The 19990-nt window shown below is 43.8% G+C and carries 22 protein-coding genes and 1 pseudogene; 10 read left to right on the top strand and 13 right to left on the bottom strand.

The genetic code is table 11. The features are described 5' to 3' along the window. Nucleotides 1-39: 39 nt before the first annotated feature. Nucleotides 40-1494, bottom strand: coding sequence for an IMP dehydrogenase (guaB, locus tag Ga0451573_RS00115; RefSeq protein ID WP_231681836.1), 1455 nt, complete (start codon nucleotides 1492-1494; stop codon nucleotides 40-42). A 77-nt stretch (nucleotides 1495-1571) separates the two neighbouring features. Beyond that, entirely contained in the window at nucleotides 1572-1955 is a 384-nt protein-coding gene (locus Ga0451573_RS00110) for an FxsA family protein (protein ID WP_231681835.1), read from the bottom strand. Between the two features lie 142 nt (nucleotides 1956-2097). Here Ga0451573_RS00110 and Ga0451573_RS00105 point away from each other — a divergent pair, with 142 nt between their 5' ends. Further along, on the top strand, nucleotides 2098-2271 hold the full coding sequence (locus Ga0451573_RS00105; RefSeq protein ID WP_231681834.1) for a hypothetical protein: 174 nt from the start codon (nucleotides 2098-2100) through the stop codon (nucleotides 2269-2271). Nucleotides 2272-2288: 17 nt separating this feature from the next. On the opposite strand, the gene Ga0451573_RS00100 is transcribed toward Ga0451573_RS00105, so the two are convergent. The 3 genes from Ga0451573_RS00100 to Ga0451573_RS00090 all read right to left on the bottom strand — a co-directional run bounded on the left by Ga0451573_RS00100 (nucleotide 2289) and on the right by Ga0451573_RS00090 (nucleotide 4655). Next, nucleotides 2289-2513, bottom strand: a complete 225-nt coding sequence (locus tag Ga0451573_RS00100; RefSeq protein ID WP_231681833.1) for a helix-turn-helix domain-containing protein — start codon at nucleotides 2511-2513, stop codon at nucleotides 2289-2291. A gap of 77 nt (nucleotides 2514-2590) precedes the next feature. Then, the gene (ade, locus tag Ga0451573_RS00095) at nucleotides 2591-4288 is read right to left on the bottom strand and encodes an adenine deaminase (RefSeq protein WP_231681832.1); all 1698 of its coding nucleotides are present in this window, start codon (nucleotides 4286-4288) and stop codon (nucleotides 2591-2593) included. Nucleotides 4289-4376: 88 nt separating this feature from the next. Next, entirely contained in the window at nucleotides 4377-4655 is a 279-nt protein-coding gene (locus tag Ga0451573_RS00090) for a YkvA family protein (RefSeq protein ID WP_231681831.1), read from the bottom strand. 192 nt (nucleotides 4656-4847) lie between these two features. Between Ga0451573_RS00090 and Ga0451573_RS00085 the strand changes: the two genes are divergently transcribed. Then, nucleotides 4848-5324 carry a hypothetical protein gene (locus Ga0451573_RS00085; protein WP_231681830.1) on the top strand — a complete coding sequence of 159 codons (477 nt, stop codon included), beginning with the start codon at nucleotides 4848-4850 and terminating at the stop codon, nucleotides 5322-5324. 134 nt (nucleotides 5325-5458) lie between these two features. On the opposite strand, the gene Ga0451573_RS00080 is transcribed toward Ga0451573_RS00085, so the two are convergent. The 8 genes from Ga0451573_RS00080 to Ga0451573_RS00045 all read right to left on the bottom strand — a co-directional run bounded on the left by Ga0451573_RS00080 (nucleotide 5459) and on the right by Ga0451573_RS00045 (nucleotide 14038). Then, nucleotides 5459-6682: a cytochrome c3 family protein gene (locus Ga0451573_RS00080; protein WP_231681829.1), complete on the bottom strand. Its 1224-nt coding sequence runs from the start codon at nucleotides 6680-6682 to the stop codon at nucleotides 5459-5461. A 145-nt stretch (nucleotides 6683-6827) separates the two neighbouring features. After that, nucleotides 6828-8027, bottom strand: a complete 1200-nt coding sequence (locus Ga0451573_RS00075) for a cytochrome c3 family protein (RefSeq protein WP_231681828.1) — start codon at nucleotides 8025-8027, stop codon at nucleotides 6828-6830. Between the two features lie 65 nt (nucleotides 8028-8092). Next, on the bottom strand, nucleotides 8093-9163 hold the full coding sequence (locus tag Ga0451573_RS00070; RefSeq protein ID WP_231681827.1) for an NHL repeat-containing protein: 1071 nt from the start codon (nucleotides 9161-9163) through the stop codon (nucleotides 8093-8095). Between the two features lie 21 nt (nucleotides 9164-9184). Then, nucleotides 9185-9823 (bottom strand): tetratricopeptide repeat protein, encoded by a 639-nt coding sequence (locus Ga0451573_RS00065; protein WP_231681826.1) that lies wholly within the window; start codon nucleotides 9821-9823, stop codon nucleotides 9185-9187. 253 nt (nucleotides 9824-10076) lie between these two features. Then, nucleotides 10077-11447 carry a cytochrome c3 family protein gene (locus tag Ga0451573_RS00060; protein WP_231681825.1) on the bottom strand — a complete coding sequence of 457 codons (1371 nt, stop codon included), beginning with the start codon at nucleotides 11445-11447 and terminating at the stop codon, nucleotides 10077-10079. A gap of 22 nt (nucleotides 11448-11469) precedes the next feature. Continuing rightward, a complete protein-coding gene (locus tag Ga0451573_RS00055; protein ID WP_231681824.1) occupies nucleotides 11470-12882 on the bottom strand; it encodes a fused MFS/spermidine synthase in 1413 nt (470 codons plus the stop codon). 191 nt (nucleotides 12883-13073) lie between these two features. Then, nucleotides 13074-13343, bottom strand: coding sequence for a DUF1294 domain-containing protein (locus Ga0451573_RS00050; RefSeq protein ID WP_331459358.1), 270 nt, complete (start codon nucleotides 13341-13343; stop codon nucleotides 13074-13076). Beyond that, nucleotides 13340-14038, bottom strand: a complete 699-nt coding sequence (locus tag Ga0451573_RS00045) for a type 1 glutamine amidotransferase (RefSeq protein WP_231681823.1) — start codon at nucleotides 14036-14038, stop codon at nucleotides 13340-13342. The genes Ga0451573_RS00050 and Ga0451573_RS00045 overlap by 4 nt, the downstream gene beginning before the upstream one ends. A 508-nt stretch (nucleotides 14039-14546) precedes the next feature. Here Ga0451573_RS00045 and Ga0451573_RS00040 point away from each other — a divergent pair. The 8 genes and pseudogenes from Ga0451573_RS00040 to Ga0451573_RS00005 all read left to right on the top strand — a co-directional run bounded on the left by Ga0451573_RS00040 (nucleotide 14547) and on the right by Ga0451573_RS00005 (nucleotide 19888). Then, a complete protein-coding gene (locus Ga0451573_RS00040; RefSeq protein ID WP_231681822.1) occupies nucleotides 14547-14966 on the top strand; it encodes an exoribonuclease R in 420 nt (139 codons plus the stop codon). Between the two features lie 945 nt (nucleotides 14967-15911). After that, nucleotides 15912-16292: an AbrB/MazE/SpoVT family DNA-binding domain-containing protein gene (locus Ga0451573_RS00035; RefSeq protein ID WP_231681821.1), complete on the top strand. Its 381-nt coding sequence runs from the start codon at nucleotides 15912-15914 to the stop codon at nucleotides 16290-16292. Nucleotide 16293: 1 nt separating this feature from the next. Further along, nucleotides 16294-16587: a type II toxin-antitoxin system RelE/ParE family toxin gene (locus tag Ga0451573_RS00030; RefSeq protein WP_231681820.1), complete on the top strand. Its 294-nt coding sequence runs from the start codon at nucleotides 16294-16296 to the stop codon at nucleotides 16585-16587. Between the two features lie 952 nt (nucleotides 16588-17539). Beyond that, nucleotides 17540-17845, top strand: coding sequence for a type II toxin-antitoxin system RelB/DinJ family antitoxin (locus tag Ga0451573_RS00025; RefSeq protein ID WP_231681819.1), 306 nt, complete (start codon nucleotides 17540-17542; stop codon nucleotides 17843-17845). Beyond that, nucleotides 17842-18156, top strand: coding sequence for a type II toxin-antitoxin system RelE/ParE family toxin (locus tag Ga0451573_RS00020; RefSeq protein ID WP_231681818.1), 315 nt, complete (start codon nucleotides 17842-17844; stop codon nucleotides 18154-18156). Before Ga0451573_RS00025 ends, Ga0451573_RS00020 begins: the two co-directional genes overlap by 4 nt. 368 nt (nucleotides 18157-18524) lie before the next feature. After that, nucleotides 18525-18920, top strand: a pseudogene (locus tag Ga0451573_RS00015) (IS91 family transposase); the annotation flags it as partial. 301 nt (nucleotides 18921-19221) lie between these two features. After that, nucleotides 19222-19590: a hypothetical protein gene (locus tag Ga0451573_RS00010; protein ID WP_231681817.1), complete on the top strand. Its 369-nt coding sequence runs from the start codon at nucleotides 19222-19224 to the stop codon at nucleotides 19588-19590. After that, a complete protein-coding gene (locus Ga0451573_RS00005; RefSeq protein ID WP_231681816.1) occupies nucleotides 19583-19888 on the top strand; it encodes a plasmid mobilization protein in 306 nt (101 codons plus the stop codon). Before Ga0451573_RS00010 ends, Ga0451573_RS00005 begins: the two co-directional genes overlap by 8 nt. The last annotated feature ends 102 nt before the right edge of the window (nucleotides 19889-19990 follow it).

Raw genomic sequence — 19990 nt, 5'->3', positions numbered from 1 at the left:
CAATATTTATTTTAGCATTAGTTTAAGCGCTGCAACGGCTTAAACACTGTAATTGGGCGCTTCTTTGGTAATTGTAACATCATGTGGGTGACTCTCACGCAGACCGGCATTTGTGATCCTGATAAATGCCGACTTTGTCTTCAAATCATTGATGCTGGCAGTGCCACAGTATCCCATACCCGCTTTGAGACCGCCAACCAGCTGGTACACTGTTTCCGAAAGGGAGCCTTTGAAAGGCACCCGTCCCTCAATCCCTTCGGGAACTAATTTCTGCTCGTTTTCCTGGAAATAACGGTCTTTACTGCCTTCTTTCATGGCGCCCATTGAGCCCATGCCGCGATATACCTTAAAACTGCGTCCCTGGTAAATTTCCAGTTCCCCCGGGCTCTCCTCAGTTCCGGCAAAAAGGCTGCCGATCATGACAACATCCGCTCCGGCAGCAACAGCCTTGGTAATATCTCCGGAGTATTTTATCCCGCCATCACCAATGATAGGTGTACCCGTCTTGCCTGCTTCCTCGGCACAGTCAGCGATTGCAGTTACCTGAGGAACTCCGATTCCTGCCACTACACGGGTTGTACATATAGAACCCGGACCTATGCCGACCTTGACACAGTCAGCGCCAGCCGCAATCAAGTCTCTGGTGGCCTCTGCAGTAGCAACATTTCCTGCAATTATATCGATTTCCGGGTACTTTGACTTAATGGTATATACCGCATCAAGTACTCCTCTGGAGTGACCGTGGGCTGTATCCACACATATTGCGTCAACCTTCGAACTAACTAGGGCTGCAGTGCGTTCCATCATATCTTTGGATACTCCGACAGCAGCTCCTACTACCAGCCTTCCATTGCTGTCTTTCGCCGAATTTGGATAAATCCTGGCCTTTTCAATATCTTTTATCGTGATCAAACCCAACAGGTGATTTTTGTCATCAACAATGGGCAGCTTTTCAACTTTATGATGCCATAAGATATTCTTGGCTTCTTCAAGGGTTGTCCCCACAGGTGCGGTAATCAAGTGATCTTTTGTCATTACTTCCTTGATAGTTTTGGTATAATCAGTTTCAAATCTCAAATCACGGTTTGTCAGGATACCAACCAGAATATTATCAACTGTAATAGGTACTCCTGATATCCTGTACCTTGACATTATTTCCAGAGCATCACTGACAGGATGATCAGGTGACAGGAAGATTGGATCAGTTATAACACCATGTTCTGAACGTTTCACCCGGTCTACTTCCATAGCCTGTTTATCAATACTCATATTCTTATGTATTATCCCTATGCCGCCCTCGCGGGCAATAGCAACTGCCAGCCTTGATTCGGTAACTGTATCCATACCGGCGCTCATTAAGGGTATATTAAGCTTAATTTTCTTGGTCAAATAGGTCGTTGTGTCAACTTCTTTTGGAATAACCTCTGATTTGGCAGGTACCAATAACACATCATCAAATGTGAGTCCTTCTTGTGCAATTCTTATCGCCGCCATACCGACTCCCCCTTCGTTTTTTTATACCCCTCATTTATTTTGAATATTATATCACAACAAGTGTCCAAGCGCTACATTTAATAAATAATGACTTTCCCCTCATCAATCCATCTGCGAAGCCTTTTTTTAATGAATTCTCTGACATAAACACGTGTCAATGGCAGTAGGAATATAAATCCCGTCAGGTCTGTCAGGAGCCCGGGGGCCAGCAGCAGAATTGATCCCACCAGGACAAGCAGACCGTCAACCAGCTGATTCCCCGGGACAACCCCTGACTGCAGATTCTCCCGAAACCTTTGGATGATATAGAATCCCTGCTGCCTGCTCAGGATCACGCCGGCAGCCCCGGTGGCCAGAATAAGCAGCACAACCGCCGGCATTCCCACATATTTGCCCAGTTGAATGTAGATAAATATTTCGGCTGCCGGAATCAGCATAAAAACCAAAATCCATTTCAACATATCACTTCACCTTTACTCAAACCTATTTTATCTTATATATTCACCGTTCCCCCTGATTATCCTCTGTATCTGCATAGCGGATTATTCGTGACACATAATATTACTTAAGGCAAGCGGAAAGGAAACGGAGGTGAAATTTATAGTGACAGGTGATAGAAAGAACAAAGACTGGATAGATAACAATACATTGAAAACTCCCTCGAAAGCTTCTGATGACAGTGAAAAACTTCAGGAACATAAAATGAGACAAGAGCAGGACGATAAAGTCAAAGATGAACCGGTCGAAAGCTGGGGCTGGGTCCAGAATACAGATTAGGGCAGCCTAAGGCTGCCCTAATCCTGGCCTACAGTGGTGCCAAGTCCCTTACTGTAGAAATGTTCCTTTAGCGTCTCTATCGTTTTTTCACTAACCCCGAACTCAGATGCCATTTCCACATCGGTCCGGTTAGCTCCGATTGCTTCAACAAAACTGTCCATATCAACCCCAACCTCATCGGTCATTTCTTTGAGGTTAGGTCCAGCCTCCCAGGGAACCCGGGACCTTAAGAATATTTCCATAACACAACCCTCCGTATTTATCTTTTACTTTTATCATTCCCTTTAAAGAAAAAGATAAACGTTTGCTACGGATGGTCTTAGACAAACAGAGATACAAAGTCAAATTCATTGACATCAACAAGCCCTTTATCGGTTATTTTCAACTCCGGAATAACCGGCAGCGCCAGGAAGGACATCGCCATAAAAGGTTCATCCACCCTGCATCCCAGTTCACCGGCAGCTTTTTTCAACTCGGAAATTTTCAGTGATACTTCGGAGGCATCACTGTCTGTCATTAACCCGGCAACAGGCAGGGGTAATCCTGCTCTAATCCTGCCTCCCGAAGCAACAGCCATACCGCCGCCGAAGTTGATAACTTCCCTGGCAGCCGCTTCCATGTCGGCATCACTGCAGCCAACAACAATAATATTGTGGCTGTCATGGGCCACTGATGAGGCCAGCGCTCCCCTTTGCAGTCCCAAACCCCGTACAAAGCCCAGCCCTACATTACCGGAGCCCTGGTGTCTTTCAATGACAGCAATCTTTAAAATATCATTTGCAGTGTCAGGCACGGCATATCCGTCAACTATCCTGGGACTCACAGTCAATGACCTGGTAAAGAGTTGCCCCGGGACCAGGCCAATAACCCTTGCCTGATTACCTTCGGCGCAGATTACAAAAGGATTTTCCTTCAATTTAACATCCATGGCTGTCATCACCGGAAAATTAACCCCTGGCCAGGGCGATGCCGGTTGGCCGTTTTCAGCAGTTAGCTGGCCGTCCTTGAACACCATCAGAGGGTGAAAATCCGTTAGGCTGTCAAGTACCACCAGGTCTGCCCGATATCCCGGAGCAACAGCTCCCTTGTTTTTCATCCGGAAATATTCTGCCGGGTTCAGAGTAACCATCTTTATCGCTGTAACCGGATCAACCCCCGCTGCCACGGCCTTTTTCAGTAATAGGTTGATGTGACCGTGAAGCAGATCCTCAGCATGGGCGTCGTCAGTTACCAGCATGAACCTTGCACAATTGAATGTGTTCACAGCCGGGAGCAGTGCAGCCATATTTTTTGCCGTAGACCCCTCCCTGATCATGATATACATACCTAAGCCCAGTTTTTCCACTGCTTCAGCAGCTGAGACACATTCATGATCAGACCTAATTCCGGCAGCAATATATGTGTTCAGATCCCTGCCGGTCAGGCCTGGTGAGTGCCCATCAATAATTGCGCCCGAAGCGCTCCTCAGTTTATCCATAACCTCAGGGACACCGTTAATAACCCCGGGGAAGTTCATCACTTCAGCAAGGCCGCAGAAACCTCCCTGGCGGAACAGTTCTTTGATCTCAGCTGCCTCAAGCCTTGCCCCCGATGTCTCCATATCAGTTGCCGGAACACATGAAGGTATCATCATTTCCACATTAATCGGACCAAGCTTTGCGCTGGCCCGCATTAGTTTGAGCCCGTCTGTTCCCAGGACATTGGTTATCTCATGAGGGTCAGCGACAACTGTAGTGGTTCCCCAGACTACTACCGCCCTGGCAAAGTTGTGTGGCAGCAGCATAGAACTCTCAATATGTATATGCCCGTCAATAAAACCGGGAGTCACATAACTGCCGGCCAGGTCATACTCACTATTTCCCCGGTAATCTCCCAGCCCGGCAATATATCCATGATGAATTGCAATACCGGTTTTGACAATCTCGCCGGAAAAAACATTTACCACCCGGGCATTCTTCAGGACCAGGTCAGCTTTTTTGATTCCCCTGGAGACTAATAAAAGATCTTCTGGCAGCAACTAAAACTCCCTCCTCTACTGCTTTCCTGGCATATAGTTCAACGGGAGCTGCCAAACTCCTTCCCTAAAGATAAAATTGTAAATTTTATTAATACTGATTTACTATATAATCCGGAATCATAGAAATAAAACGTTCCATTAATAAGAACATCACTGTCAGGTCATCAAGCTGTCCCAGGAGAGGAATCCAGTCAGGAATCAGGTCATAGGGCAGCAGGAAATATGCTAGGGCCGCTCCCGGGAAGACCAGCTTGGCTGTCCATTTGACCCTCTTATCCCAGACAAGATTCCATACCAGGGGAACAGATTTCGGTAAGTTCAGCAGCATCACCAGCCTCCTGGAAACCTGCTGGTCAAGCCATCCCATATGTACAACCTCCTTCGATAAAAAAACATTTCAATATAATATTACTTAAATATATGTTTACATATACATTTTTTCGGCTTCATTCTGAACCATAATTCCTGTCTGCCACTGCTATGCCCAAATGGATATTGTTTTTTGTCGAATATAATCATATAATATATTCAACACATCATGAGGGAGGCATAAATTAAAATGGTGTCAAGAATATTATCAGTGATACTTGTACTTATTCTGTCTTCAATTTTTACCGGTTGTAGTAGTTTACCGTTTGCGGGTCCTAAAAAACCCGATGCAGCGATTCAAAAACAGGTAGTTAACACATACCTCGAAGGGCTCAGGGACCTTGATTATGAGAAACTAAAAGAGACGGTAACATATAGTGTTTACAGTTCCTGGCCCCAAGATCGTGAAAAATTTAAAGAAAAACTCTCCCAACAGCAGCAGCCTATCGGTAAAATCAAAACCTGGACATTTGAGCCTGACCCTCATGTTGACGAAGTTAACAATCAATCAATAATTATTACAAAGGTAAAAACGGAAAAATATCAGGTGACATTAACTTTTGATTTGCGTAAAAAAGGTGATAAATGGCAAGTGTATGGTATAAAAACAGGCAAGATGATATCCGTTGATGAGGAATCCACGCCGCCAAATCACCCTTCAATTTAATGGTTTGTTCCTTCAGGGAAGCTTTACACATCCCTGAGGTTGCAATATATCGCAGGAATGCCGGTTATTCCAATTCCAGTTGCAGATAAGTGATGATACCTAGAAAACTGCATCCTTATGGTTGCAGTTTGTGCTTAAATCCTGAAATTATTTGGGTTGTGGCAGTTGGTGCAGAAGTCATCACCGTTTTGCTCAGTCAGCAATGCGCTGTTGGTACTCAAGTGTGGAAAAGTACCTCTGGATGGATAACCGGCTCCTTTTATATCAAATCCTGCCCAAAATGCCGTATCGACATCACGCGGGTTGGCATGGCACTGCTGGCAAACAGGTCCATTTTCGGCATCATAAGGAACACTGCCATCAGGACGCGTTTCACCGGTCATCGGGTCAGTGTCATTCATCACATACCACTTGTTGCTCCGCGGGTCGAAGCTGAGATCGGCGTTTCCTGCCGGGGCGGGATTGCTGTCAATAAACACATTTTCTTTATTAATCACTTCTGCAGAACTTGAACCATTAATCCACTCAGAAGCGTTATTCCTGCCAATACCAAGCAGATCATAGGCCATCCCTGTCCCATTAACCGGATGGTCATAAGAATATACTCCGTCACTCACTGTCATCTTATTAATCCGCCCCTGATGACATCCGGCACACCATGCGGCACTAAAAGTTCCGCCGGTGTCGACCCCGTTTATCTCTCTCTTAAGGAGCCTGTTAGTCAGGTGGATTCTTCTCTGTCCTGAGCTTAAGCCATTTTCGGTCTCCTTGACAGCAGACTCACCGAGGTAAATATCTACAGTATTATCATTAATTCCATGTGGTGAATGGCAGCTGCCACAGGTAAAGTCCGTGCCTGATAGTTTGCCCTGACTGGCGGTATTTAGCGGGGCGTCTCCGCCGGTAGCCGCATCACCGCCGGGAATTGTTGGGGAACCATATTCTGAATTATAATTGAAGCCGTTTAAAGCTCCAAAAACCCGGTGAGAGGCCTGAACATCATTTCCATAGGCAGGGTCCGGAAGGTCGCTGGTAAAGTACGGCGCCAGATTGGTTCCGGTAATATCATGGCAGAACTGGCAGACCTCAGTTACTGTCTGCGCCGGCAGCAACCGCGCATTACCGGCATTATGGACCTGGTGGCATATCTGGCAGTTGCTGCTGGAGGCTGTATATCTACCGTGCAAGCCTGAGTTATTGGCAGCAGTTCCGCCATGGCAGTCGTCACAACCATCGGCCTCGTAGAGGTCATCCCAGCCGGTACGATCACCAATGTCAGAATGAGCCGCATAAGCGGCCTCTGAAGGCAGTATCACTGTAAATAATATCAGGACAGCAGCTAAAATAATCTTACGCACTTTTTTCACTCTCTTCCGGATTACATGTTTGTTTAAAAGGATATAACTCCCATGTTTGTTTTGGAAATCAAAACTGCAACCTCCAGGTTGCAGTTTTGATTTTATTAAGTTGGTTTCTAAAAATAATCTTCTTAAGTCGTTATTCTTATGGTAAGTTCAAGTTATGGCAGTTGGTGCAGAAGTCATCACCTGATTCCACCAGCAGAGCTGTGTTGGTACTTAAGTGTGGGAAAGTACCTCTTGATGGAGCGCCATCACCTGCTGTGTCTAAACCTGCCCAGAAGGCCCCATCCACGTTACGCGGACTGGCATGGCACTGCTGACAGCTAGGACCGAGGCCGTCGTCATAATCAGCGAACGGAACAAATCCGTCAGGACGGACAGCATCACCATTTACCGGGTCTGTACCTTCCATTGCATACCACATATTGGTCCGTGGATCTACATCAAGGTCAGCAATTCCATTCAGACCTGCGGTATCAACAAACAGATAAGCTTTGTCAACAACCGTTGCCTCATCTGAACTGTTAAGCCAGGTTGCACCGGCAGGTAAAGCAGCGCCTAACATATCATAGCCAAGACCGGACTCGTCAACCGGGTGGTTAAAGGCATCACCCATGTTATCACGACCTTGATGACAACCGGCACACCATTCGGTACCGTATGTACCGCCGGTATCGACACCGTTAACGGTTCTCTTGAGGATCCGGTTAGTGAGGTAAAGCTTCAACTCCGTAGCCTGTAAATCTTTTGTAGTGGCTTTGACATGAGACTCGCCAAGGTAAATACCAACAGTATTGCCGGCAATCGCATGAGGTGTATGGCAGCTGTTACAGGTGAAGTCAGTCCCGGAAAGGGCGCCCTGACCGGTTACATCAAGTTCACTGTCACCACCGCTGGTGGCATCACCGCCAGGGATTGTGGTAGAACCGTAAACATCATTGAATACAGTGCCTTCTATAGTACCAAATACCCTGTGGGCTGCCTTAACATCTGAACCGTAAGCCGGACTCGGAAGATCACTGGCATAATACGGAGCTGTATCAGTTCCGGTAATGTCGTGGCAATGCTGGCAGGCATCTGTAACTGTCTGACCAGGCAATAAGCGTGCACTGCCGGCATCGTGAACCTCATGGCACAACTGGCACTTGTTACTGGTGGAGGTATACCCGCCGTGCGGTCCAAAGGTGTGCTTGTCAACACCGGTAGGGTGGCACCCGCTACATCCACCTGCTTCAGCGTAACCGGTACGGTCACCACTGTCGCCGTGAGCAGCCAGGGCGGCTCCTGCTGTCAATAAAACCATGCAAACAGCCATTACAGCAACTAAAGTAATTTTTCGCATCTTTTTCACCTCCTTTCTCAAAATGATGCTACCTGATTTTCAGGTAATATTTAAAATATAAAATTTTATTCCTTTTTTTCATCTTCGATAACAAAATCAGTCAATCTGACAGCCTGTACCCTATCATTGCCCTTATCTGCCACATAGATGATTTTATCCCCGGTGACCGCTATCCCATTGGGGAAATTAAAGGTCCCGTCATCAACACCGCGCTGGCCCATTTCAGCCAGTAACTTTCCTTTAGAGGAGAGTACTTTGATATTGAAATCGAAGCTGTCAATCACATAGATGTTGCCATCAGGCCCTACCGCAATATTACGCGGCAGCTCAAACTCCTGGGGCTTTCTGTTGAAATTGTCAAAGGCATTGATAACCTTGCCATACACCCATTTTACTTTTCCGTCAGGGTCTATGGCCTGTAGTCTCAAATTGTTAGAATCAGCGACATAAATGGTCCCATCTTCCCCGGCGGCGATGCCGTTAGGACGGTCAAACTGGCCATCTCCGTCTCCGGGCATACCAAAGTCCTTGACAAACTCGCCCTTAGTGGTGAAAACTACTATATTGAACGGGTTGGCTACATATACCTTTCCATTCCTGATATCCATGGCCAGTGGGAAGATGTCATCAGCAAAACCGCCATAAGGCTCTTTGGGGAACCAGTCGAGAAACTTACCCTGATTATCAAATATCTGTATCCTCTTGTTAACGAGGTCAGCCACAAATATGTTTCCTGTTGCTTCATCGATATCAATTCCATAAGGATAATTAAACTTCCCGGGACTCCAGTCAGCTTGTTCGCCTGCCCTCGGGTGAGCTACCCCCCGGGAACCGAATTCAAACATAAACTCGCCCTTACGGTTGAAAACAACTACCCTGTTATTCCCACTGTCAGACACGTAAATATTGTTTTCGTTGTCAGATGCCACCGACATTGGTTTGTTCAGGCTGGGAAGGATACCCCTCCCCGGTCCGTAAACCGCGAATAGAAATTCTATTTTACCGACTTTCTTTTTCTGGGCGGATACAATGCCGCCACCCCCGAATTCCGGAATACTAATGTATATATATGCCATCATGGCAAGGGTCACTGTCAATACTGCGATAATTATATTAGCCTTGTGTTTCCCCTTCATCTTAAACTCCTTTCAAATTTCCTACTTCAGTCGTTCCAGTCCCTCAACTGCTTCCGGATCATCAGGTATGTATTCAAGAACCCTATTGTACTGTTCTGCCGCCTTTTCGGGATCTCCCTTTTGTTCATAAGCCCTGGCTTTAAGCAGGTGTAAATCGGTCTTGCCAGGTTCCAATTCCAAAACCTTGTCGGCAGTTATGATAGCATCATCATATTTCCCCTGAGTCAGGTAAGTTTCCCCAAGACCGATGGCAGCAATAACATGATTAGCTTTTAATTTTAAAACCTTTTGGTAATACTCCTCAGCCTCGGAAAACTTTTCTTCCTTTTGGGCCATGACCCCAAGGTTATAGTTGGCTGCCAGGTTGCCTTCTTCAATTTTGAGAACCTCCATGTACTGCTCTTTAGCCTCGTCATACTTATTCATCATTTGCAGGGTATAAGCCAACTGTAACCTGCTGTTTAGGTCAGTGGGGTTAGCATTGACTTTTTCCAAATAGCTTTTGAGTTGTACTACTTGAGGGTCAACAGTGGGTTCCTTGGCAATATACTTTTTAACAGTAAGAAATCCCATCACTATATTAGCTGCCAGCAAAACCAAAATTATAACCAGAATCGGAACAGATGTTTTTTTCTGCTGTTTTACCGATAAATCAGACAACTATTATCACTCCTAAATAAACTAATTGTTCAATAGTTCACTACCTCAGACACAACCGCGTTTTTCTAAGCTTTGCAGCAATATACGCTAACTAATATTTGTTGCCATTTTGTCTCTGCCATGTCTTTTACATAACACCATTTCGACATCTTTCGACATTTTCCTTCTTCTAAAACCAATTATTTCTACAATGTGTAGTAATTTATTTAATCTCCATGTTTTTCTGAACTTCTTCTATATTTTATAACTTTCATCACTCCCCAAAATGACATTCATAACAGTGATTCTCCGTCGGATGACATGTACTGCACCTGTTGCGGTCATAGAACCCCAACTGGTGTTCAGCTTTAAAGCCGGGGTCATGAGGCTTATTCTTCATATGGCAGTCCAGACAGAATTTCGGACTTGCCCATGGCGCTCCCGGATTAATCGGGTTCTTTGGAGAGTGACAGTAGCTGCACACACCCTGACCTTTTGCCGCAACCACCTCCTTATGCTTATATTGAAAGCCCTGTGGATGCGGAACTTCCATCCCGTGGCAGTCTGTACAGGCTACAGCCATGTCTTTTTGCCCCGGAGATGTTTGATGGCAGTATGAACAACTCTTCAGCCCGGACCTTTTTGCCAGCCCTGTATGCTCTTTTAACACATCACCTGTATGGGGCATCTTGACCCCGTGACAAACACTGCACGATGCTCTGTCCAAAGGGTTGGAAGCGGACGGTTGTGCCGATTCTGACGGTTGCTCATCAAAATCCTCCTGATGACAGTTAAAACATGTTCTCACCCCGGTCTCTGCTATGGCGGGTATATGGCCTTCCCGGTAGTTTTCCGGATGTGGCATCGCTAATTTGTGACAATCCTGACAAATGGGTTCCTGAATACCCTGAACATGACACAGGCTGCAATTCTTTTCTGTCAGGTAATCCTTGCCGTGACTTAATTTAAAAGAATCCGGGACGTGTGACGGAGGTTTGGGAATTTCTTTGTCATGGCAGTTAAGACATGCTTCCCTGCTAATCTCAGCCTTCTGTTCATGCACCAGGTTTCCGTGACACTGCCGGCAGGTAATCACTCCACTTCCAGTGTGCTTAAAATGGCCGTAATGGTCATTTCCCGTACGAGAAAAAAGGAAACCCTCGTGGCAATTGACACAGCTATTCCAGGAACGCTGTTTGTTGACATCGTCAGAAGTATCTGTATACATGTCAAAAAGAAACGTTAGCTGCTTATTTTTTTTGTCTGTATAATCGGAAATAACCTCAGCATACCCAGACATCCAGTCAATGATTTTACCAAAAACTTTGACTGCCTTGTTGGTTGTGAGTATATCCCTGGAAAGAGTATATTTCTCTCCAACCTTAGCGGCATCATCCATCTGCAGCTTCAGTTTCGTGTCTCCATGACAATTGTAGCAATTGACCTGACTGTGGCCTGACTTAGCCCATGAACTGAAATGGGGAGTCATAGAATGGCACTTGCTGCAAAATCCGGGCTGCTCTATGTATTCAAGAGCCTCAAATGAAAACCAGGGAATAACCGTGATGCATAGTACTAATGCCATTAGTAGCTTGGTACGTGACTTTAATTTTATTTTTTTTATTTTTGGCCAAATGCCTGTCATTTTCAACCTCACTGGTACATGTTTAGTAAAGTGACATAATTTTTAATGCCAGAGTGTCTACAGGAGCATAATCATCTGTCAGCACTATGGCTTTACTGAGATCGATATTTCCCTTGTATTCGGGCCGGTTTGCAAGTCGGTCTGGCGTACCCAGTTTATCCCTTGAGGCAATCAGGATTAAATTATCCAAATCAGACGGGTCTTCTGTTTCTGCCTGAAATAGACGGTATTCAGGGAAGACCTGTTGCGAAGTAAGCAATAAGCTCTTAAAGAACGTGCTATAATCGCCTTCAATGCTGCTGACAATATTAAAGATTATGATACCACCGGGGTTCAAAGCGCTTGCCATCTCAGTAAAAAATTCTCTGGTGGTCAGGTGTGAGGGAATGCTAGTGCGGTTATATGCATCAACCATAATTACATCATACCGGTTCTTTTTATCTCTCAGGAAGACTCTGCCATCACCGGCTGTTGCCTGGAGCTTGGGACTGTCAGGCATGTTAAAGTATTCATATGCCACTTTAATAACCTCAGCGTCGATGTCAACAGCGTCAACAAAGAGATCGGGGTTTTTCGTCAGCATACTGTTGATAACCGTACCGCCTCCTATTCCGATAACCAGCATATCAGTGGCATCTGGCCGGTAGTACCCGGCGGCATTATCCATCAGCTCGGTATATGGCCAAATATGTACATTTGGCTGATTTTTATCGGTAACACTCTGTTCGGTATCATTAAACAAGAGGTATCGACGGTTGTAGTAGTCCTCTACCCTGATATTATTGTAAGCAGTCTCTTTTTGGTATATCAATTTTCCGCCTTGGCTGCTTTCTTTGGAGTTAGCTGTTGTTACTGCAAAAAGTGATAATACCAGCAGACAGATGACCAGGACAGTCTGTGGCAGCCTTTTGTTCATTATTAAAATAGCTGCTGCCAAGATAACCAGGATAATACCCAAAGCAAAGATAATATGCCTTATGCCAAACCATGGGATCAGCACAAATGTGGTTGCCAGGGTACCGATAATACTCCCTACAGTTGAAACTGCATAAAACTTGCCCACCAGATTTCCCAGCCGGCTTGATTCTTTTATCCCCAGCTTAACTATGTATGGTGACACCATTCCCAATCCTACACTGGGTAAAAAAAATAACAGCATGGCTACAACCAGAGTTCCGTAATTACCCAATCCAATAGCAAAAGTAAATTTAACAAAGGGAACTACCAGGGGGGGAATAAACAGAATCAGTATGCCAGCCAAAGCGATAAAGCCTGCCAGCACAGACAGACTTGGTTTTTTATCAGATGCAATCCCACCGGCATAGTAGCCAGTGCTGAGCGCGGTCAGAAAAACGAAAATTATACTTCCCCAGACATAGACAGAACCTCCGAAAAACGGCGACAATAGCCGGCCGCCTACAATTTCCAAAGCCATCAGTATGGCCCCGCATATTATTGAGGTAAAGTATAAGACCCATATCCCCTGAACACCCAAAAACTGAGCTTGCTTTTTTGTTACGGACTTATTTTTCGCCTGCATTTTCCACACCTTACATAATGTTGTTAAGATTCACAAATACCTTCTTTCGACACATTTCGACATTTTCCTTTAATTTGTTTGGGACTTTAAGAAAATACTTGAAAAAATAAATAAGCGCTTAAAATGTTTAATCCAAATAGAATTGGAATTCCGATTACAAAGGAATAATGCTTGGTTTTGTGCCGAAATATCCTCATGCCTAAAAAAACTCCGGCAGCTCCGCCCAGCACTGAGGTAATGAAAAAATTAATTTCCGGAATACGCCGCCCCCCGCTTTTAGCCCGAAACTTGTCATAAGCCATAGTAATAAATCCGCAAATATTTACGATAATCAAAATAGTATATATTAATTTCACCGGCTTCCACCTGTTTCCTTAACATTGATAAAATTCTTAATGACTTTTGTAATATTTTCCAGGTCACTTTCCTTATCCAAATCGTTAATGAAACTCTGATCAAATTTTGGCTCAGTTTTAGAAAACAACTCAAATATTTCCTTTGACAGTTCTAAATTGTATTCGGGGTGAAATTGGATTCCCCAGACTGGGAGGTCTTTATACTGGTAAGAGTGAATCGGACAAGATTGAGAGGAAGCAATTATCCGAAAATCGTCAGTTAAATACGCTACTTCATCATAATGTAAGACAACACTCACTGCATCATTTACGCTTCTAAACAACTCATTGGAACAGTTGTAAATCTTAGCCCACCCTATTTCCGGCAGTTCTCTTTTCTTAAGACATTCTTTACCAACAATTGTTCTGGCAAGGAATTGATGCCCGTAACAAATACCTAAAACAGGCTTTTTGTCTGTAATAAAGCGGTCAATGGTTGTAACCAGTAATTCATCCCATGAATTATCGTCTAAAGCTGAGGCCTCAGAACCTGATATCAGAAGATGGGAATACCGATGTAAATCTGCGATACTTTCTGTTTGACTGGCTCTATAAGTTTGGTAAACGCAATTAGTGTTCTTAAGCAGTATTGACATGGCCATATCAAATTCATCTGCACTTTCATCTTCAACAAGACAATTTAAAACCAGCAGCATTTTATGTCTCCTTTCGTCACTACTTTTCTTAAGTCTACCATTGGCAGACGTGTTTTGCTATTGCTTTTTTTTCATTTCTTATACAATAGTAACTTTTTGACCGCCCTTCTTTGTAACAATGAAGGAGGTTGAGAAAATTAGTATGACCATTCCAACAAAAAGGGTCAAATCTTTATTGTGGTATAGGGAAAGATGGAATATGGCGAACTTGTAAGTTTGATAAAGATAGAGATATCATCGCTTCCGGTACTGCAAAAGCAATTGCTAATTCAGTAAAATTTAGCAATTTGCTTGAAATGAAAGAATACATGGAAAAACGACAATGAAATTGTTTTTCCTTCTGTTTCCCTATGTGGACGGCTTTCCCGCCCTCAGAGTATTACATCCAGGACGAAAATCACTACACGCGGCTTCGTCCAACACGTGTTGCCGCCTTTTATTTCTAATATGCATTCTGTACATTATGTGCATAATATGTTATTATATGAAATGAAAGGAGGTCATGAAAATGTTAGATGAACTTCAATTTACCGATGCGCGAAAAGACTTTACTTCTATGTATAACAAAGTGTTTAACAGTTATAAGCCTATGATAATTAAACGCAAGCAAGCCGAAGAAGTGCTTTTGCTCAGAACCGATCTTCAGAAAATGCTTTTGTCTAATTTTTCCTTGAAGCCAGAAGTATTGAACGAGGAAGACGGTTCAGTAACCTTAGCTCTAGACATTCTAGAAATGTATGTTAATGCTGAAACTCTTGATAAAGCTATTATTGATTTAGTTCAAGACCTTAAAGACTATGCCCAAGACTATATTGGCCGTTCACAACTGTTTCTAAATGCCCCCAACCGCCGTCCCCACTTTCCATATGTGTTACGAATCCTACTTTGTGAGAATGACGAAGAAATTCGTAGTTTACTGGAGACATAATTGCCACCTAAATTCGGTGACCTGAAGAAGTTTTGTGAAAAGAACGGTTGGGTATGTATTCGTAACACAGACCACTGGTATTTTGAAAAAGTTTTGATTAGTGGATTGGTTCTTCAAACAAAAGTGAGTCATGCAACACATAAAGAAATCCCAAGGCACTTATGGAAAAGAATATTAAGGCACCAACTCCAAATAACAGAAAAAGACTTTTGGGATAACCTTTAGAGACCTATCAAGGGTCTTTTTTCTTTTTGACATGCTTGTCGATATGCAAACCATGCAAGAAAAATCCATCAGAGAATTGGCCAAGGAATTTAGGACGGTTGAGGATGTTCATGCTATGCTCAGGGACTAGTTTAAAGGCCTTCTTGCCCGGTTAATGTTTCCTTTGCGGGCTGCATATTCCTGTTAACCCCGTCCCCATGTGGACGGCTTTCCCGCCCTCAGAGTAATATGGGTTAATCCGGCTCCCTGTAAGTCATCAGTCTGCCTCTTTTTCGATTGTCAGACCTACCGGCTTTTTATCACCGGAACTTAAAGGGTCTCCCAAGTTCTCAGTACTACTCTCCATACTGTCCCTACGGCCTGCATGGTTCTCTGTGTATACTTCTACCTAGCTGTTACCAGTTTCGGCGCAACACTCGATATGGGCAGTACCAAGCTTTGCTTGGCGTACTAACGCATTGGGGCTAAATGAACTTTTCCCGCCCACTGTGCTGGCGCGATTTTTGCTCTTGCATACTACCCCACTTACCGCAGAAATCGTGACAGCCGAGGACGGGGAAAGTTGGGCCGAGGCCTTGTGCCGAGCCATTTAGCCCGTTGTTCGTATAATGTATTCAACCTACCCCAAAAGTCTTGTTTAAACTTCTCATTATATGATATACTACTAGCAAGGAAACCAAGCAACCAAGTTATAGGTATTTACAAACTGGAGGGTTTAATATGTCAATTGGTCCGTCAGACCCAGGAAGACGCTTCGTAGATTCTAAGAGGATTAGCGTATCAAAGAAACGTCAGATTACTATTCCTCAAAGGTTTTATGACAGCCTCAATATCGGTCAAGAAGTTGAATGTATTATGACGAACTCTGAAATTATCATTAGACCAGTAAAACAAGAAACCGAATTTGCCGAAGAAATACTAAAAGACCTAATTGCCAAAGGATTTCAGGGTGAACAACTGCTTGATGAGTTCAAAAAAACCCGTTCGCAGATCAGACCTGCGATACAAAAAATGTTTGAAGAAGCCGAACTTATCGCTAAAAACAATAATGGCTCTGGAGACGACAAGATGAAAGAAATGTTCTCGGGCAGGGAGGATTAGTATGCTACCGATTGTCTTTTTGAGCCCTGCTGAAAAATACTTCAAAAAGCTTAAAGACAAAAAGCTAAAGAAAAAGTATGAATCTGCTTTAATGGAAATCCGGAAAAATCCTGATTACGGCGACCGTAAAACTGGTGATTTAGCAGGCATTTTAGGATGTGATGTATATCATAACAGAGCAAATTATGAAATAGCCTATTACTTAGCAGAAAACGAAAAAGGCGAGCTGGTAGTAGTAGTCATGGCCGGAACAAGAGAAAACTTTTGGGATGCTATAAAAAAGTATATGAAATGAATTCGAGGTGGCCAAAAGCCATCTTTTTTTTGACCCCAAATCAGGTTGAATATTTCATCGTCACGGTAGGAACGCCGGTTGCCCGACGCCCCCCGCACAGATTCCCGGCCTTGAGGATTAGACAAAACTAAATGAAATTGTTCTGCCTTCTATGCTATTCCCCGCAGTGAGGTTTGCATTAATTTCTCCAGTCCTTCATGCCCGGTTAATGTTTCCTTTGCTGGCTGCATATTCCTGTTAACCCCTTCCCCATGTGGACGGCTTTCCCGCACTCAGAGTAATATGGGTTAATCCGACTCCCTGTAAGTCATCAGTCTGCCTCCGCGTGCTTAGACCCCGACAGACCCTCCAGGCACCCATTGACGGGGCTGAATGTGCTTCAGGAGTACGGCCTCCCTACGGCCTGCATGGTTCTCTGTGTACACTTCACCTAGCTGTTACCAGTTTCGGCGCAACACTCGATATGGGCAGTACCAAGCTTTGCTTGGCGTACTATCGCATTGGAGCTAAATGAACTTTCCCGCCCCACCGGCTGGCGCGGTTTTTGCTCCTGATAAAGTATCCACTCCCTCTAAAGGCATTCATACCACGTCTGAGTTGGTTGGGATTTAACAGTTTGGACGTTTCAAAAGTCATTGACCGTCTCGAACATATGGAATACCTCACTGGCATGAGGCCTAATGTCATTATGGAGTCTACTGGGAATTATTCAAAACCAATTAGCTGCATCCTGCAGGATGCCAGATATCCCGTAATTATCCCCAACAGTCCAACATACGTGTTCTCCGCGAGTACATTAGCATACTCATGACACACAAAGCTCAGTTGGCTGACATACGGGCTCAAATTGTTGCAGCGGCCAAGGAGATATCAGTGGCAATCTTTTGCATAAAGCATTGCTTTTGTGCGTACAATTGATATATAATAAATTCTAAAGAAAGGAAGTGATTTTGTGGCTAAGTCTTCGAATCTCTATATACGTGTCGAACCCGATGTAAAAGAACAGGCTGAAAAAGTATTTAACGGATTAGGAATTTCAATGTCAAATGCAGTAGGACTTTTCTTAAAGCAGGTAGTTATTAATCAAGCAATCCCCTTTGACCTAAAACTTGCACCGTCAAAAATTAAATCTTTTGATTCTTTGACTGAAGCGGAGCTTGATACTGAAATAGAGAAAGGGTTCACAGACTATTTGGCAAACAAAGGGCGCCCCGTAAAAGAAGTATTTTCTGACATTCGAAAAGGACTTGGTGTATGAAAGAATACGAAGTAATCATTACGCCCGAAGCAGAAAAGGATCTTCAGAATATTTTTAGGTATATCGCTTTGGAATTATTAGAGCCAAGAATAGCTATGAATCTATGTGACACAATTGAACAGGAGATATTAAAATTAAACACCTTGCCAGACAGACACACTCTTTACAAGAAAGAACCTTGGCTTTCAAGAGGATTAAGATTCTTTCCTACCAGCAATTATCTTGTATTTTATATCGTTAGAGATTCTGACAGTACAGTACATATTCTACGCATAATGTATAGCGGACGAAATGTTCAAGAACGATTATAATAGAGTAACTTCTACAAATATGGGCAGTGATTTGCTGCTCATTTTTGCTTTCGCTAACACGCTTGGTCTGCATTTGTGACCCCAAAGTCCGGGTTATTACGCCGTCACGGTAGGAACGCCGGAACTTACAGGGTCACCCAAGTTCTCAGTACTACTCTCCATACATGCCGCGTGCTTGGACCCCGACAGACCCTCCAGGCATCCATTGACGGGGCTGAATGTTCTTCAGGAGTACGGCCTCCCTACGGCCTGCATGGTTCTCTGTGTACACTTCACCTAGCTGTTACCAGTTTCGGCGCAACACTCGATATGGGTGGCTGGCCAAAACTGGCTGTTTTGTTTCCTCCCCCAAAAATTCGTTCAGGTTAAAAGCTGTCCATGCTATAGAGTTCTGCCGCACTTCTATGTTTGGCGGCCATGTACAAGAGTGTGACGAATGCGGCCATGTGAAAATTTCATATAATTCCTGCCGCAACAGACACTGTCCCAAATGCCAGGGGATAACCAAAGAAAAGTGGCTGAAGGACAGGCGTCAGGATCTGCTGCCGGCAGGATATTTTCATGTGGTTTTTACTATACCTGAGGAGCTTAATCAAATTGCTCTCAGGAATCAGAAAGAAGTGTATTCTATCCTGTTCCAAGCTGCTTCAGATACCCTGAAGGAACTTGCCTGTGATAAGAAGTACCTGGGTGCACAAATTGGCGCTACCCTTGTCCTGCATACCTGGGGACAAAACCTTATGTTCCACCCTCATGTCCACTGTTGACTTTCTGCTGTTATCAAGAGTTTAGCCGGGGTTTACAAAACTTTGAATCCCCATAATGTTTCTGAACCCGCGGCTTCGTCCAACACGTGTTGCCGCAATTGAGCATATTGAGTAATGACTTGACGCCGGTAGGGCCAGTGCCTAACCGGTGTTTTTGCATGCTCAACTGCGGAAACACGGCTAAAATGTTAGGCGATGTGCCGGGTCTTGCTTCAAACCCTAAAATAATATATAATAATAACGCGATTGTAATACATCGTTATACAATGTCATACTTTGTCACAAGTAGGTGAACCATGTGATATTTAAAAGAATTTTCAGCTCTGAATTTTTAAAATGCTTTAATGGAACCTTGATCCTTAAAGAGGATATTGAACTGAAATTAATAGATAAACACAAAGTATATGTTGACGACTTAGTTGATGCGCTGAGTGACCCGTTCATACTCGTTATGAAACCCAGACAAAAATCCGTCACTCCCTTGGACAAAGAAAAATCTTCAGGCAACCTTTATGAAATCCTTTGCGAGACTGAAACCGGTAAAGTCATGTTTATTGTTGGCCGTTTGTTCCCGGATGGAAACCTTTATATCATAACTGCCTATTGGGCTGATTCAGGTCTTACACAGTTATATTTCCAAGAAAGAGAGGTGTTACAAAATGAGTGAAAGAAAAAGAAGAACAATAAAGGTCAAAAGGGTTAAAGACGTTGCCAGTCTAGGGCAAATTACTGATGAACAATTATTAGGAGATGCAGAAAAGTATGATAAGGACAACTATAACCCACTTGAAAATATGGAAGATAAAGAAATTCTTATTCCAAATAGAACCAAGGTAATTACTATTCGTTTTACCGAAAATGAAAACGAGAAGATCCAAAAAATAGCCCAGGAAAACGGTATAAGTAAAAGTGCTCTTGTAAGAATGCTAGTAACTCGTTCATTGAAAAAGTCCGATTTCTTCTAATATATGTCATAAAATACGACTTCTATTATAACATACTTGGAGAGATTATATCACAAATGACGTTTTATGTATGAATACTGTTGATTTTCTGCTGTTATCAAG

The sequence above is a fragment of the Phosphitispora fastidiosa genome (assembly GCF_019008365.1).
In the GTDB taxonomy this organism is placed as follows: Bacteria; Bacillota; Thermincolia; order Thermincolales; family UBA2595; genus Phosphitispora; species Phosphitispora fastidiosa.
Note: the sequence above shows the minus strand (reverse complement) of the source record. Positions and strands in the feature narration are given on the sequence as shown.

Bases quoted from the DNA above. Each gene is read 5' to 3' on its own strand.
- guaB (WP_231681836.1), bottom strand. From the start codon at position 1,494: ATGGCGGCGATAAGAATTGCACAAGAAGGACTCACATTTGATGATGTG.
- Ga0451573_RS00110 (WP_231681835.1), bottom strand. From the start codon at position 1,955: ATGTTGAAATGGATTTTGGTTTTTATGCTGATTCCGGCAGCCGAAATA.
- Ga0451573_RS00100 (WP_231681833.1), bottom strand. From the start codon at position 2,513: ATGGAAATATTCTTAAGGTCCCGGGTTCCCTGGGAGGCTGGACCTAAC.
- Ga0451573_RS00090 (WP_231681831.1), bottom strand. From the start codon at position 4,655: ATGGGATGGCTTGACCAGCAGGTTTCCAGGAGGCTGGTGATGCTGCTG.
- Ga0451573_RS00085 (WP_231681830.1), top strand. From the start codon at position 4,848: ATGGTGTCAAGAATATTATCAGTGATACTTGTACTTATTCTGTCTTCA.
- Ga0451573_RS00075 (WP_231681828.1), bottom strand. From the start codon at position 8,027: ATGCGAAAAATTACTTTAGTTGCTGTAATGGCTGTTTGCATGGTTTTA.
- Ga0451573_RS00070 (WP_231681827.1), bottom strand. From the start codon at position 9,163: ATGAAGGGGAAACACAAGGCTAATATAATTATCGCAGTATTGACAGTG.
- Ga0451573_RS00060 (WP_231681825.1), bottom strand. From the start codon at position 11,447: ATGACAGGCATTTGGCCAAAAATAAAAAAAATAAAATTAAAGTCACGT.
- Ga0451573_RS00055 (WP_231681824.1), bottom strand. From the start codon at position 12,882: ATGGCTTTGGAAATTGTAGGCGGCCGGCTATTGTCGCCGTTTTTCGGA.
- Ga0451573_RS00045 (WP_231681823.1), bottom strand. From the start codon at position 14,038: ATGCTGCTGGTTTTAAATTGTCTTGTTGAAGATGAAAGTGCAGATGAA.
- Ga0451573_RS00040 (WP_231681822.1), top strand. From the start codon at position 14,547: ATGTTAGATGAACTTCAATTTACCGATGCGCGAAAAGACTTTACTTCT.
- Ga0451573_RS00035 (WP_231681821.1), top strand. From the start codon at position 15,912: ATGTCAATTGGTCCGTCAGACCCAGGAAGACGCTTCGTAGATTCTAAG.
- Ga0451573_RS00030 (WP_231681820.1), top strand. From the start codon at position 16,294: ATGCTACCGATTGTCTTTTTGAGCCCTGCTGAAAAATACTTCAAAAAG.
- Ga0451573_RS00020 (WP_231681818.1), top strand. From the start codon at position 17,842: ATGAAAGAATACGAAGTAATCATTACGCCCGAAGCAGAAAAGGATCTT.
- Ga0451573_RS00005 (WP_231681816.1), top strand. From the start codon at position 19,583: ATGAGTGAAAGAAAAAGAAGAACAATAAAGGTCAAAAGGGTTAAAGAC.